The sequence below is a fragment of the Nocardia jejuensis NBRC 103114 genome, from assembly GCF_001613145.1.
GTDB classification, from domain to species: Bacteria; Actinomycetota; Actinomycetes; order Mycobacteriales; family Mycobacteriaceae; genus Nocardia; species Nocardia jejuensis.
Window position 1 is genome coordinate 18,671 of the sequence record NZ_BDBU01000046.1, and the last position, 13,353, is coordinate 32,023.

The window sequence follows — 13,353 nt, forward strand, 5'->3', positions numbered from 1 at the left end:
GTCCACAGGAGGTACGCCCGATGGCTGGATCCACCCGCCGCCCCAAGTCACAACCTGTCCTGCCCGGCGCTCCCGCCAGTGCGCCGCCCAGCCTCGAGGAACCCACGAAGGCGCGCCCGCCGCTGCCTCCCAAGCCGGACCAGGGCGGGCCCGCCACGATCACCCCGACCGGAGCCGCCACCGACCTGCCCCGGGCCGCGGTCGCTCAGCAGGGTGCGCTGCTGACCACTTCGCAGGGCGCGCGGCCCGGCGACACCGATCACTCCCTCAAGGCCGGCCCCCGCGGTCCGCTGCTGCTGCAGGATCATCATCTGCGCGAGAAGATCACGCACTTCGACCATGAGCGCATTCCGGAGCGAGTCGTGCACGCGCGCGGAGCCGCCGCACACGGCGTCTTCATCGGCAATGGCGCGGCCAAGAAGGTCTGCTGTGCCGGGCTGTTCGAAAAAGGCCGGGAGACAGAGGTTTTCGTACGGTTCTCCACCGTCCTCGGCTCCCGCGGATCTGCCGACACAGTCCGGGACACCCGCGGCTTCGCGACCAAGTTCTACACCCGGGAGGGTGTGCTGGACCTGGTCGGCAACAACATCCCGGTGTTCTTCATCCAGGACGCGATCAAGTTTCCCGATGTCGTGCATGCCGCGAAACCCCATCCCGACCGCGAGATTCCCCAGGCCCAGAGCGCGCACGACACGTTCTGGGATTTCGTCACCCTGCACACCGAGGCGACCGCGCACACCCTGTGGAACATGTCCGACCGCGGCATTCCGCGCTCGTATCGGATGATGGAGGGGTTCGGGGTACACACCTTCCGGTTGATCAACCACAAGGGTGAATCGGTGCTGGTGAAGTTTCACTGGAAGCCGAAACTCGGTGTGCACTCGCTGATCTGGGAGGAAGCGCAGATCGCCGCCGGGGTCGATCCGGACATGCATCGCCGCGATCTCGCCGATGCCATCGAATCCGGCGCGTTCCCGCAGTGGGATCTGGGCATTCAGGTGTTCCCCGATACCGAGGAGCAGATGTTCGACGGCATCGATCTGCTCGATCCGACCAAGTTCGTGCCCGAAGAGCTTGCGCCCGTACAGATCATCGGCACCATGACGCTGACCGCCAACCCCACCAATTACTTCAGCGAAACCGAGCAGGTCGCCTTCCATCCGGGGCATCTGGTGCGCGGGATCGACGTCACCAACGATCCGCTGCTGCAGGGCCGGTTGTTCTCCTACATCGACACCCAGATCACCCGGCTCGGCGGACCCAACTTCGCCCAGCTCCCGATCAACAGGCCGCATGCTCCGGTCAACGACATGCTCCGCGATGGAATGCACCAGAGCGCAGTGCATTCCGGCGTCGCACCGTATCGACCCAACAGCCTCGACGGTGGCTGCCCGTTCATCGCCGGTGCGCGCGAGGGTGTGCAGATCGAATTCCCCGAACTCGTGCACGGGAACAAGGAGCGTTCCGCCGCAGCGACTTTCGACGATCACTTCAGCTCCGCCCGGCTCTTCTACGCCAGCCTCAGCGATATCGAGCAAGCTCATGTCGCCGCTGCCTACACCTTCGAACTGGGCAAATGCTACGAGACGGCGATCAAACAGCGCGCCATCCCGATCTTGCGGCAGATCGATGAGAATCTGGCTCGCACGGTCGCCGCTGGGCTCGGACTGCCCGTCGAAGGCAAAGCGCCCAAGGCGCCCGAACCGACCGTGTCTGCAACACTTTCGCAATTGGGCGAGACCTGGCCCACGGACGGACGCATCATCGGCCTGTTCGCCACCGAGGACACCGATCTCGCTGATCTGTCCGCGACCGTGGCGGCCATCGCGAAAAGCTCCATGACACCGCTGGTCATCGGACCGCACGGCGGCACTTTCGGTTCGGGGGCGAAACAGGTGCCGATCTCGCGCACCCTCGACACCGCCCGCTCCATCGAGTTCGACGCCCTCCTCATCACCGGCATCGCACCCGACCCGCGACTGAACGTGCTGCTACAGGAGGCGCACCGCCATCTCAAGGCCATCGGGTACACCCCGCAGGGCCACGAGGCGATCATCGCCGCGGGAATCGACGACAAGTCCGCCGGAGTCGAGCCCGGCACGAATATCAAGGCCGCGTTCGACGCTGTCGCGACACTGCTGCCTGAGCATCGAGTGTGGGCCAGGGTGGCCGAGCAAACGCGTTGAGACGCACAGCCATCCGCGTACGAGTCCGAATGGGGCCGCAGTGTATGACCGGGCGCACCCATCTCCGGCCCCTGAGCGACAGCTCGGTCAGCCGATCGGCGGTGCGAGGTATTCCAGCGCGTAGCCCGCGCCCGAGGCGCTGACACGGGCGATGCCCGGGGAGTCGAGGTGGGCGCCGGCCACGAAGTGATGTGGTCGGGTCAGTCGTTCGAGCAGGGCCGCTCGCGCGGTGCGCGCCTGACTCTGATCGCCGTCGAACTCCCAGGACACGCCCGGTCGCTCGAATTGAAGTGTGGGAACGTGAACTGTGTCGCCCCACACGATGAGATGCCCGGCGCCGCTGCGAATCTCGTAAACGGTGTGCCCGGGTGTGTGGCCCGGTGTCGGAATCGCGGTGGCCCACTCGTTGATGGAGACCAGCTCCGACACGGGTACGACCCGGTCGAGGATCGGCGCGAGCCGCCCGGTGAACACCGAGGTGTCACCCGCGCCGATCCACACGCGCTCGAGCCCGGGGAACGCCTGCGAACCGCCCGGGGCGATCAGTCCGCTCACGTGGTCTTCGTGGTTGTGTGTGATGGCCACATCGGTGATGCGCGCGCGGTCGATTCCCGCCTCGTCGAGCGCGTCGTAGATCAGCCCCATGGTCGGGTCGTGCCAGTTGTCGGATGCACCGGTGTCGATGAGGACCGACCGCGTGCCGTCGGTGACGAAGAAGGCGTTGACCGAGAGTCGCAAATTGTCCCCGACCAGCGGAACCGAAGGCGGCAGCTCACCGAGAACGCACCCGTCCTCGGTGCGGAGCCGGGTGGGTGGCATGTCGATGTACCCGTCTCGCAACGAGATCACCCGCAGATCGCCGAATTCGAACGTGGCATGGTGCCGGCCACTCGAGATCGAGCGCATGGATCCTCCATCGGTGTCGAGCGCCTGACGCGCGTCTCTGATGGAAGACAGTATCTTCTTTAGAAGAAATGTACAGTGTGGGCGGCGAGATGCCCTTCGATCGAGGAGCACGGTGGTCGAGCAAGACGACAGCGCGACAGCAGAGCACGGCGATTTGGCCGGCGCGTTCGGCGGTAACGTACGGCGCCGCCGCGAGGAAGCGGGCCTGACGCTCGAGCAACTCTCCACACAGTCGTCGGTCAGCCGCGCGATGCTGTCCAAGGTCGAACGCGGCGAGAAGAGCCCGACAATCGGCGTCGCGTCCAAGATCGCCCACGCGCTCGACGCATCGCTCTCGGACCTGATCGGCGGGCCGGCGGCCGCCAGAACCGAAGTGGCGGTTGTCATGCGCAAGAACGAACGCCCGGTCTTCCGTGATCCGGAAACCGGCTTCGAACGGCACATGGTGTCCGCAGCCCCTGGCGCGGGAGGCGGCGAGATGGTCGTGCACTACCTCCCCGCGCACGTCTCGACCGGTCTGCTGCCCGCCTATCCGCCGGGTACGGAAAAGCAGCTCGTGGTCATCGAGGGCACTCTCACCGTCGCGATCGGTGGAATCAGCGAGACCCTGAACGCGGGCGACTCCGTGTTCTTCCAGGCCGACGCGGAGCACGGCTTCGCCAACCGAACGAATTCTCCCTGCGAATACATCATGGTCATTTCGCGCAGAAGCTGAACCACCGCACGGGATCTCCGACCGGCACGGCCTCGGGAACCCCGTCGCCTTCCGACCTCACGACCGGGCTCCGTTCATCCTGCCGCTATCGTCGGAGCGATCGGAGACTCCGGGAAATCAGGGACGGGTGGAGCGGAAGCAGCGATGAGCGAGACGAGTTCGACAATGCAGTCCGCGGCGGGAACTCGACTCAACCGCAAGGGGCGTGAGACGCGGCAGCGGCTGCTCGATATCGCGATCGTGTGTCTCGCCGAGGGGTCCGGAGAGCCGTTGTCGGCCAATCGGATCGCCCGTGAGGCGGGGGTCAGCTGGGGCACGCTGAAGCATCAATTCGGCGATATCGACGGGTTGTGGGCCGCGGTGCTCGTGGAATTGACCGATCGCAGTGGGGCGAACAGTCCCGAGATCTGGCCGCAGGTGAGCGGATCGATCCGGGATCGGGTGCGGGAGATGGTCGATGCGATGTGGACCATCCTGGACACGCCCGAAGGGCGGGCGGTCGAGACGCTGCGGGCCGGGCTGCCCACCGGCCGGGACGAGCGGCTCGAGGTCTTTCCGCTGACCACGGCGGCGATGGCCGGGTACGAGGACGCCTGGCTCAGGGCGTTCGAGTACTTTCTGGCGGACCTGACCCTCGATTCGGGCAAGGTGCATCGGGTCAGGGCCATGATTCCGATGGCCGTGCGCGGCATCAATAACGAGCGCCGACTCTCCTCCCCCGCCGAACTGACCGACGCGCGCCACTGCCTGGTCGATGCCGTGGCCTCCTACCTGCGGTAACTCCATTCTTTGAGAACCCTCGTTGACAATTGCGATGGGGAGGCCCACTGTTACCTCCACCTTTCGCAATCAGTCAGGAGTGATCCATGTCTCCGTCTTCCGAGGATCAGGGCATGCGCCTGCAGCGCAGCAGCCGCGACCCGGCCGCCCTGATCCCCCGCCTCACCGAATGGCTGGCGACACAACTGCCCGAGAAGGCCGACCCGACTCTCGCACTCGGATCCGGCATCGACAGCAACGGCATGTCGGCGGAGACCCTCACGCTCACTCTGAGCTGGCGTGAAGCCGGGGAATCGCAGGTCGCCGAACTGATCGCCCGGGTGGTACCGGCTCCGGGCGACTTCCCCGTCTACGAGACCTACAGCCTGCCCGACCAATTCGAGGTCATGCGCATCGTGGCCGACGCCGGCGGCGTGCCGGTGCCGCGGGTTCGGTTTCTCGAGCCGACCGGTGAGGTACTGGGCACGCCTTTCCTGCTGATGGACCGCGTCCAGGGCCAGGTGCCGCCCGATGTCATGCCCTACACGTTCGGCGACAACTGGCTCTTCGACGCCACGCCCGAGCAACAGCGCCGCGTGCAGGAAAGCACGATCGAGACCATGGCGGCGCTGCATGCGATCCCGAACGCCGCAACCACTTTCGCGTTCCTTGACGCCGCACAGGCCGGTGCGAGTGTGCTCGAACGAAACCTGAACCGAGCCAGGGCGTGGTACGAGTTCGCGGCGCGCGATATCGGTCCGTCACCGTTGGCGGAGCGAATCCTGAGATGGCTCGGGGACAACGTGCCGCAGTCCCACGAGACCGTGCTGTCCTGGGGTGACGCGCGCCTCGGCAACTGCATGTACCGGGACTTCGCGCCGGTCGCCGTGCTCGACTGGGAAATGGCGACCATCGGCCCCCGCGAGCTCGACGTGGCCTGGATGGTGTTCGGGCACCGCGTTTTTCACGCGATCGCCCAGAACTTCGGTCTGCCTGGCATGCCGGACTTCATGCGCGAGCAGGACGTGCGGGCGAGCTACGCCGCGCACTCGGGCGTCGAACTCGCCGACCTGACCTGGTACACGATGTTCGCCGCCCTGAACTACAGCGTCGTCTTCCTGCGCGCGGGAGGTCGGCAGATCCACTTCGGCGAGATGGAACGCCCCGACGACATCGAAGTGCTGCTCCATCACCGCGCACTCGTGGAAGAACTGCTCACCGAACTCGGCGCCTGACACCCGGCCTCGACTCCACAACCTCTGGGAAAGAACAACTCTCGTGATCGACCAACTGAACGAACTGGCCTACTACTGCATCACCCGGCACCCAGCGGACGCCCGTGTCCTGCTGCCCGAGGCCCGCGACGCGGAGCGACTCGGACTCGGCTCGTGCATGATCGGCGAGCGCATGACGGTCAAGGACTCCGCCGTGCTGTCCGGCGGCCTCGCCGGATGCACGACCGACCTCGGAATCGCCGCCGCCGCAACGAATCACCACACCCGGCATCCGATGGTGACCGCGACGATCGGCTCGACCATGCAGGCGATGACGGAGGGCCGCTACGCCATGGCGTTCGGTCGCGGGATGGCGGCGAACTGGAAGGCGATCGGCCTGCCCGCCGTCACCGAGGCCCAGCTGCGGGATTTCGTCGGCATCCTGCGCCGCCTGTGGAACGGCGAGACGATCCTGAATCATGATGGGCCCGCGGGCACATGGCCGGTCCTGTATCACCAGAACGGGCTCGACGACGCACCCCCGATCGGGTTCGTCGCGGTAGGCCCGAAGACTCTCGAACTCGCGGGTGAGATCGGCGACTTCGTCGTGCTGCACACCTTCTTCTCCGACGAGGCCACCGCCAATTCCGTTGCGGCGGTGCGCCGCGGCGCCGAACGAGCGGGCAAGGATCCCGACAGTGTCCGCATCTGGTCGTGCCTGGCGACCGCGAGTGACGCGCTCTCCGAGGCCGATCAGCTGCGCCGGCGCACCGGTCGCCTGGTGACGTACCTGCAGGCGTACGCCGACATCCTGATCAGCGCCAACGGCTGGGATCCACAGGTGTGGGACCGAATCCGCGCCACTCAGCTGTTCCAGGACGCCGCGGCCGCCGGGCCTATCGACGCCTCCGCGTCCGTCGAGGTGCTCGAGCAGTTCGACGCCCTCATTCCGGACGAATGGCTCGATTCGGCCGCGTACGGCACCGCACAGCAGTGCGTGCGGAAGATCTCCCGCGAGCTGGACCTCGGCTGCCACTCGGTGATCATGCACGGCGCGAGCCCGCACGAACTGGAGTCGATCGTCGAGGACTACCGCGCGAACCGACCCACCCTGCGCCGCGCCGTCGCGGCGAATCCGGGAAAGTTCGCCTGAGAGAACGGGTCTCGCATCCGCCGGGCCGACCTCCATCGCGTCGGCTCGGCGGCCGGATTCGTGAATCAGGACATCGGGAGCGAACCGGCCATTTCCGGCGCGGGATCTCGGCGGGGACGGTGGCCGCCGCCAAGACGGTACCCACCCCCAGCCCTGCCATCGGCCGACTGCCGGGTGCGTGCCGATCAGGTGACGGCCATCCCGGCGCACTGCGGATTCATCACCGCCGCAGAGCGATCGGGCGCCCGAGATCCGGCTTCGGCCAGGCGAAACATGATACCGGTGTCCTTATCGGGTATCCAAAGCTGTTGCTGATCAACGTATTCGCGCGATATTTGCGGTCTCCATGCCGCATAATTGTGGCGATTCGACCACACCACACCGAGGAGTCTGCGATGCCCGAGTCCGACTACCCGAGCTCGGTGCCGGTCGGGGTGGACACCACCCGCGCCAGCATCGCCCGGGTGTACGACGCCTTCCTGCACGGCAAGGACAACTTCGCGGTCGACCGCGAGGTGCTCGCCCGAGTGCAGGCCGTCGCCCCGCAGGCGACCGACCTGGCCTGGGCCAACCGTGACTTCCTGATCCGAGTGTGCCGCTTCCTGGTTCGCAACGCGGGTATCGACCAGTTCCTCGACCTCGGGTCGGGGCTGCCGACGGCCGAGAACACCCACCAGGTGGTCCAGCGCGTCAATCCCGACGCGCGGGTGGCGTACGTGGACAACGATCCGATGGTCCTGGCGCACGGCCGGGCCCTGCTGGCCGAGAACAGCAAGGCCACGATCTCCACCTGCGACATCTTCCAACCGCTGGAAGTACTCAAGAGCGCATCGGTTCTCGAGCATCTGGATTTCTCCCGCCCGGTGGCACTGTTACAGGTGGGGACGCTGCACCATTACCTCGGCGACGACTCGGCCGAGATCATGCAGACCTATATCGACGCGCTGCCCTCCGGATCGTTCGTGGCGATCTCGCACTTCTTCGACCCGAAGGATCCGCAGGAGCCCGAGCTCAGCGAATTGGCGGAGAAGATGGAGGACAAGTTCATCCACAGCCCGATGGGCAGCGGCCGTTTCCGCACCCGCGAGGAAATCCAGGCCATGTTCGGTGATCTGGAAATGATCGAACCCGGACTGGTGCTGTGCGACGACTGGTGGCAGGACGGCCCGCGCATGAGCATGCTCAGCGCCGTGCGGCACTGCATCGTCGGTGGCGTCGGCCGCAAGCCGTAACGGACGAGCCGGTCGCATGGATGGGCCGGCCGAACCTGCGCCGGTCGGACGGCCCGAAAAGCTGACCGACCGACCGGTTGACAGGTCTTCGCACCGGGGGCAAAGTCGTTGGGGCAGGGTCGTTCTGGGGAGGAAAACGATGGCGAACGGATTCTCGGGCACGGTCGCGGCCGTAGCGGTACGCCTGTCGTCCATGATGGGGCCGCGCAGAATGCGCACCCTGGCGAAATTCAACAGGTACGTCACCAACCCGGTTCAGCGACTCTGGGCGCCCCGGCTTGCACACTACGCGCTGATCGAACACGTCGGCCGCAAGTCCGGCAAGACCTTTCGAACCCCGGTCATGGTCTTCGTCGAGAACGACGCCCTCTCGGTCCTGCTGAACTACGGCGCCGGCTCCGATTGGGTCCGCAACATCCAAGCCGCCGACGGCGCCGAGCTGACCCACCGCGGCCGCCGCTACCGCCTCACCGACCCCCGAGTCCTGCCCTCGAACTCACCGGACCTCCCCATCCAGATCCGCGAAGCCGGAACCCACGCCGACAGCGCCCTGTACGGAATCCTGGCCCCCATCTGATCCGAGGTCTCACCGCGGCCGCCCGAGGGCGATCGCTCATCGGCCGCCGCCCTCGCCGTGACGGTACGGCAGGGTCATCGATCGCAATCGTCGGCCACACGTTCATCCTCGCCTAATGTGTTGCCCGACACTCGTGTTCGCGGCCATTGACAGTATCCGCCATGTCACTGCCACGGGGGTGGGCGGCGGGTTGCGCGATCAGTGCTGACCGGTGTGATTCTCGCGGCGGAGGCCGGCGTGTGCGGCCACAGGGGGTGTGGTGGTCGGTGTGATTTCGCACTCTGCCGGGTCGATCGGCGAATATCTGTGGTGGCGTGGACGGTTCGGGGTCGGTGTGGGGCGGGTGCTCGCCAATGGCCTGATGGGGACGCTCGTGGCGGGTGAGTGAGCGCCGCCGGGGAGGGTTCTACACCGGATTCGCGGTTGGGCCGAATGCCGTCGGCAGGTGCGCGCGAGGCCATTTCACCGATTTGCGGGACCTCCGGGCAGCTAGGAAGCTGGTCCGGTTCCGAGTTGCCGCAGTAAGGGAGGACTTCACACCATGGCCGCTACTCCCCCTGTGCAAACCCATAGGGTCCGCGAGATCGATGTGGGCGCCGCGCCTTCCCGGTACGCGCGGGGCTGGCACTGCGTGGGTTTGGCCGCCTCGTTCCGGGACGGCGAACCGCACTCGATCGAGGCGTTCGGCACCAAGCTGGTGGTGTGGGCCGACAATGACGGTGACCTCAAGGTGCTCGACGGTTACTGCCGTCACCTGGGCGCGGATCTATCCCGGGGCACGATCAAGGACGGCAATATCGCGTGCCCGTTCCATGACTGGCGCTGGAGCGGTTCGGGCAAGTGCGCCGATATCCCGTACGCGCGGCGCGTTCCGCCGCTGGCCCGCACTCGCGCCTGGACCACGCTCGAGCGCAACGGGCAGCTGTTCGTGTGGCACGACCACGAGGGCAATCAGCCCCCGCCCGAGGTCACCATCCCGTGGATCGAGGGCCCGTTCGAGCAGGACGGCAGCCACAATCCCGAGTGGACGCAGTGGACCTGGAACTCGCTGCTCATCGAGGGCGCGCACTGCCGCGAGATCATCGACAACGTCGTGGACATGGCGCACTTCTTCTACATCCACTACGCCTTCCCGGTGCACTTCAAGAACGTGTTCGAAGGCCATGTCGCCACGCAGTACCTGAAGACCAAGCCGCGCACCGACATCGGGTTCGCGGCCGAGTACGGCGACACCCTGCTCACCTCCGAGGCGTCCTATTTCGGCCCGTCGTACATGATCAATCCGCTGCGAAACAACTTCGGCGGCTTCGAGATCGAGAGTGTGCTGATCAACTGCCACTACCCGGTCAGTCAGAATTCCTTCGTCCTGCAGTGGGGTATGACCCTGCACAAGCCCGCCGGCCTGCCGGACGAGGCCGCGGACATGATGGTGAACCAGATGGAGCAGGGCATCAGCGTCGGCTTCCTGCAGGACGTGGAGATCTGGAAGCACAAGTCCAAGATCGACAATCCGCTGCTGTGCGAGGACGACGGCCCGGTCTATCACCTGCGCCGGTGGTACGAGCAGTTCTATGTCGACGTCGCCGATATCGATCCGAAGTCGGTGAGCCGCTTGGAGTTCGAGGTCGACACCACCAAGGCAAACGAGGCGTGGGAAGCCGAGGTCGCCGACAACCTCGCCCAGCGCGCGCTCGAGAAAACCTAGGACGGCCCGTCGTCGTACGGAAGCAGGTCGGGTCGTTTGGCCGGGCGGCCGTCTCCGGAGGATCGACCGGTGATCCGACGCCCGATCCACGGACCCAGGTGCTCACGCGCGAACCGCAGATCACCGATCCGCCGGGTGCCCCAACTCGGCGGCACGGTGGCGGCCAGCGGGGCCAGCCAATCGTCCTCGGCATCCATGCCCAGGCCCTGCCACACCGCTTCGGCCACCCGCCGATGTCCCTCGGCGGTCAGGTGCAGCCGGTCCACGTCCCACATCCGCTGATCACCCAGGACCGCCGCGCCGTAGAGGTCCACGACCACCGCGTCGTGCTCGGCCGCGAGTTCCTCGACGATGGTGAACAGTTCCTCCACCCGCGGGCGGAACCGTTCGAAAACCGGGCCGTTGCGGCCCGGACTGCGCATCAGCACCAGTTGTTTGCAGGAGGGTGCGAGCATCTCGACGGCCTCGGTGAGCTTCGCGCGGACCCGGCCCATGTCGACCTTGGGCCGCAGGGTGTCGTTCAAACCGCCGACGAGGGTCACCACATCGGCCCGCATCGCGGCGGCGAGCGGGGCCTGCTCCTCGGCGATCTGCCCGATGAGTTTGCCTCGGACCGCGAGGTTGGCGTATCGGAATCCGGGTGTGCGGGCGGCCATGCGCGCGGCGAGCAGGTCGGCCCAGCCGCGATAGGAACCGTCGGGCAGCGCGTCGGACATGCCCTCGGTGAACGAGTCGCCGACCGCGACGAAGCTGGTGTAGGTGGGATTCGTTTCCATGACTAAGCAATCGTATCCCTGCCGCCCGCGCACCGGCCGCGGGGCGCGAGCGCGGCGCGCAGCCCGACCGCGACCCGCCGAACACCCGGGCGACTACGGCCGATCGACCGGAATCGCCGACGACTCGAGTACCTGACCCGCAGGCTTTCGCACCCCGCCGTAGATACCCCGCCACACGATGAACGGCTGCAACCGCGACCACGCCGGAATCCGGAACGCCCGGCCACCCGGACCGAATATCTCCAGGATGTCGCGCTGCGTCCCGACCACCGAACCCCACCGCCGCGCCGCGGCGGTGAACCGTTTCGCGCGTCTCCCGTCCAGGTCGGCCCGAATGTTGTGTGCCAGCAGCCCATCCGCGCGACTGCGGGCCGAGGTGCGCAGCGGGTCGGTCGCGGCGACATCGCCGATCGCGTAGACCCCGGGCGCGGACGGGACGCGCAGATACTCGTCGACCACGACGAATCCGCGATCGTCCAGCAGGCTGTCCGGCAGCCACGTCGTGTTCGGGGTGGTGCGGCCGATCGTCCACAGCACGGCATCGGCACTGCTCGCGTCCTGCCCGGTACTCCATTCGACCGGTCCGGCGGTGATCTCGTCGCAGCCGAAACCCTCGGGCACCACCGCGCGATGCCCCGGATGCAGGCCGACCCCGAGGTTCCGCAGCCGTGCGCTCAGCGCCGACCAGACCTTGCCGTGATGCTGCGGGAGTGCGCGCTCACCGGGGAAGTACAGGTCCACCCGGGTGCCCGGCCAGGTGGTGGCCACATTCAGGGCACTGCTCACCGCGGCCGCGCCACCGCCGAGCACGATGACCGACTCGGCGGCCGCGAGACGGCGGTGATCCGCGGCGATCGCGGCCGCGACCTGATCGGCGCTCTGCAGATCCGGGCGGCGCCAGAACCCGTTCGTCACACCGGTCGCGATCACCAGAACGTCGTACGACTCGGTGGCGGCGATTCCGTCGGGCCCGGTGAGATGAACCCGACGGGTCTCGAGGTCCACTCCGGTCAGCGTGCCGTGCACCGTTCGCACCCGATCGAGGCGGCGATAGCGGTCGAAGGACACCCAGTAGTCGCGCGCCCACTCGTGCGGACGGGACAGCCGCATGCCGAGCTCCTGGCCGCTGACCAGTCCGGGTTTGCTCGAAATACCCACCACGTCGGCGTATTTGGCGAGATGGATGGCCGTGAGCAGTCCGGTGTCGCCGAGACCGGCGATGAGAATCCGTGGCCGGTTCACGCCGCGCCCACCTTCGCGCGGCGCGGCGGGCGCGGGACGAAGCGCGGCACGCGGTCGATGATCTCCTGGTAGTCCGGCCGCCGTTCGAGGCTGCGCTGCTCCATCATCGGAATGCTCGCGCCCTGGAACATCGCGACCATGCCGATCGCGCCGAGGAACACCCACCACCAGTGCTGCGGCGCGGCGGCCAGGCCGAACAGGCCCAGCGCGAACCAGAAGCCGAACTCGCCGAAGTAGTTCGGATGCCGCGACCAGCTCCAGAGCCCCCGGTCCATCGCCTGACCCGGGCGGCGGCGCGCGGCGAAGCGATACATCTGCAGATCGGCGACGAACGAGAGCGTCACCGCGCCGATTCCGATCAGCAACGCGAGCGCGTCCAGCCATCCGATTCCCCGGTCGGTGGTGGTCAGCACGGCGTACACCGGCAGCATCCCCGCGAACACCTGCAGGGTCGGGAACACGTGGATCCCCATCAGATCGGCCAGCGCTTCGGCTTTGCCCGCCTTGGCGCGCAGCATCGGATAGCGCCAATCCTCATGGTGCAGACCGGGAAACGCGTAGAGCCAGTTCCCCGTCAACCGGATCGACCAGAACACGACGACACCCAGCACCAGCCAGGCCCGGGCGCTGTTCGCCGGAGTGCCGATCTCGACCCACCAGGCGATCATCAGCAATGGCGGCAGCACGCTCCAGTAGGCGTCGTAGAAACTCGAGTTCTTGTGCAGGCGGCTGGCGGCGAACACCACGAGCGTGGCGATCAGATCCGCGATCAATCCGTCCAGAAGCAGTGAGAAGGTTTCCGGTCCCCAGGCCAGCCACGCACCGCCCGCTCCGAAGGCCAGGAGGTAGGCGACCCCGACACGCACGATCGACTCGGTCTTGCTCATG

Annotated in this window: 12 protein-coding genes; 8 read left to right on the forward strand and 4 right to left on the reverse strand. The window is 66.9% G+C overall.

Features of this window, described 5'->3' with window-relative positions; all coding sequences use genetic code 11:
- Positions 1-20 precede the first annotated feature (20 nt).
- Positions 21-2,186: a catalase gene (locus tag NJ1_RS30835; RefSeq protein WP_067701329.1), complete on the forward strand. Its 2,166-nt coding sequence runs from the start codon at positions 21-23 to the stop codon at positions 2,184-2,186.
- A gap of 87 nt (positions 2,187-2,273) precedes the next feature.
- Here NJ1_RS30835 and NJ1_RS30840 read toward each other — a convergent pair whose 3' ends face one another.
- A complete protein-coding gene (locus NJ1_RS30840) occupies positions 2,274-3,092 on the reverse strand; it encodes an MBL fold metallo-hydrolase (RefSeq protein WP_067701332.1) in 819 nt (272 codons plus the stop codon).
- 40 nt (positions 3,093-3,132) lie between these two features.
- On the opposite strand from NJ1_RS30840, the gene NJ1_RS30845 reads away from it, so the two are divergent.
- The 7 genes from NJ1_RS30845 to NJ1_RS30875 all read left to right on the forward strand — a co-directional run bounded on the left by NJ1_RS30845 (position 3,133) and on the right by NJ1_RS30875 (position 10,447).
- On the forward strand, positions 3,133-3,807 hold the full coding sequence (locus NJ1_RS30845) for a helix-turn-helix domain-containing protein (protein ID WP_169813226.1): 675 nt from the start codon (positions 3,133-3,135) through the stop codon (positions 3,805-3,807).
- Positions 3,808-3,951: 144 nt separating this feature from the next.
- A complete protein-coding gene (locus NJ1_RS30850) occupies positions 3,952-4,587 on the forward strand; it encodes a TetR/AcrR family transcriptional regulator (protein WP_067701335.1) in 636 nt (211 codons plus the stop codon).
- Positions 4,588-4,673: 86 nt separating this feature from the next.
- On the forward strand, positions 4,674-5,801 hold the full coding sequence (locus NJ1_RS30855; RefSeq protein ID WP_067701338.1) for a phosphotransferase family protein: 1,128 nt from the start codon (positions 4,674-4,676) through the stop codon (positions 5,799-5,801).
- 46 nt (positions 5,802-5,847) lie between these two features.
- Positions 5,848-6,933, forward strand: a complete 1,086-nt coding sequence (locus tag NJ1_RS30860; RefSeq protein WP_067701402.1) for a TIGR03857 family LLM class F420-dependent oxidoreductase — start codon at positions 5,848-5,850, stop codon at positions 6,931-6,933.
- 395 nt (positions 6,934-7,328) lie between these two features.
- Positions 7,329-8,165: an SAM-dependent methyltransferase gene (locus NJ1_RS30865; protein ID WP_067701341.1), complete on the forward strand. Its 837-nt coding sequence runs from the start codon at positions 7,329-7,331 to the stop codon at positions 8,163-8,165.
- Between the two features lie 139 nt (positions 8,166-8,304).
- Positions 8,305-8,742, forward strand: a complete 438-nt coding sequence (locus NJ1_RS30870) for a nitroreductase family deazaflavin-dependent oxidoreductase (protein WP_157574369.1) — start codon at positions 8,305-8,307, stop codon at positions 8,740-8,742.
- 541 nt (positions 8,743-9,283) lie between these two features.
- The gene (locus NJ1_RS30875; protein WP_067701344.1) at positions 9,284-10,447 is read left to right on the forward strand and encodes a 3-ketosteroid-9-alpha-monooxygenase, oxygenase component; all 1,164 of its coding nucleotides are present in this window, start codon (positions 9,284-9,286) and stop codon (positions 10,445-10,447) included.
- On the opposite strand, the gene NJ1_RS30880 is transcribed toward NJ1_RS30875, so the two are convergent.
- The 3 genes from NJ1_RS30880 to NJ1_RS30890 form a co-directional block, all read right to left on the reverse strand.
- Positions 10,444-11,223, reverse strand: coding sequence for an SGNH/GDSL hydrolase family protein (locus NJ1_RS30880; RefSeq protein ID WP_067701346.1), 780 nt, complete (start codon positions 11,221-11,223; stop codon positions 10,444-10,446). The genes NJ1_RS30875 and NJ1_RS30880 overlap by 4 nt on opposite strands.
- 93 nt (positions 11,224-11,316) lie before the next feature.
- Positions 11,317-12,465 (reverse strand): FAD-dependent oxidoreductase, encoded by a 1,149-nt coding sequence (locus NJ1_RS30885; protein ID WP_067701349.1) that lies wholly within the window; start codon positions 12,463-12,465, stop codon positions 11,317-11,319.
- Entirely contained in the window at positions 12,462-13,352 is an 891-nt protein-coding gene (locus NJ1_RS30890; RefSeq protein ID WP_067701352.1) for a DUF1295 domain-containing protein, read from the reverse strand. The genes NJ1_RS30885 and NJ1_RS30890 overlap by 4 nt, the downstream gene beginning before the upstream one ends.
- Position 13,353: the final 1 nt, after the last annotated feature.

Bases quoted from the DNA above. Each gene is read 5' to 3' on its own strand.
- NJ1_RS30875 (WP_067701344.1), top strand. From the start codon at position 9,284: ATGGCCGCTACTCCCCCTGTGCAAACCCATAGGGTCCGCGAGATCGAT.
- NJ1_RS30845 (WP_169813226.1), top strand. From the start codon at position 3,133: ATGGAAGACAGTATCTTCTTTAGAAGAAATGTACAGTGTGGGCGGCGA.
- NJ1_RS30870 (WP_157574369.1), top strand. From the start codon at position 8,305: ATGGCGAACGGATTCTCGGGCACGGTCGCGGCCGTAGCGGTACGCCTG.
- NJ1_RS30890 (WP_067701352.1), bottom strand. From the start codon at position 13,352: ATGAGCAAGACCGAGTCGATCGTGCGTGTCGGGGTCGCCTACCTCCTG.
- NJ1_RS30850 (WP_067701335.1), top strand. From the start codon at position 3,952: ATGAGCGAGACGAGTTCGACAATGCAGTCCGCGGCGGGAACTCGACTC.
- NJ1_RS30865 (WP_067701341.1), top strand. From the start codon at position 7,329: ATGCCCGAGTCCGACTACCCGAGCTCGGTGCCGGTCGGGGTGGACACC.
- NJ1_RS30835 (WP_067701329.1), top strand. From the start codon at position 21: ATGGCTGGATCCACCCGCCGCCCCAAGTCACAACCTGTCCTGCCCGGC.
- NJ1_RS30840 (WP_067701332.1), bottom strand. From the start codon at position 3,092: ATGCGCTCGATCTCGAGTGGCCGGCACCATGCCACGTTCGAATTCGGC.
- NJ1_RS30880 (WP_067701346.1), bottom strand. From the start codon at position 11,223: ATGGAAACGAATCCCACCTACACCAGCTTCGTCGCGGTCGGCGACTCG.
- NJ1_RS30855 (WP_067701338.1), top strand. From the start codon at position 4,674: ATGTCTCCGTCTTCCGAGGATCAGGGCATGCGCCTGCAGCGCAGCAGC.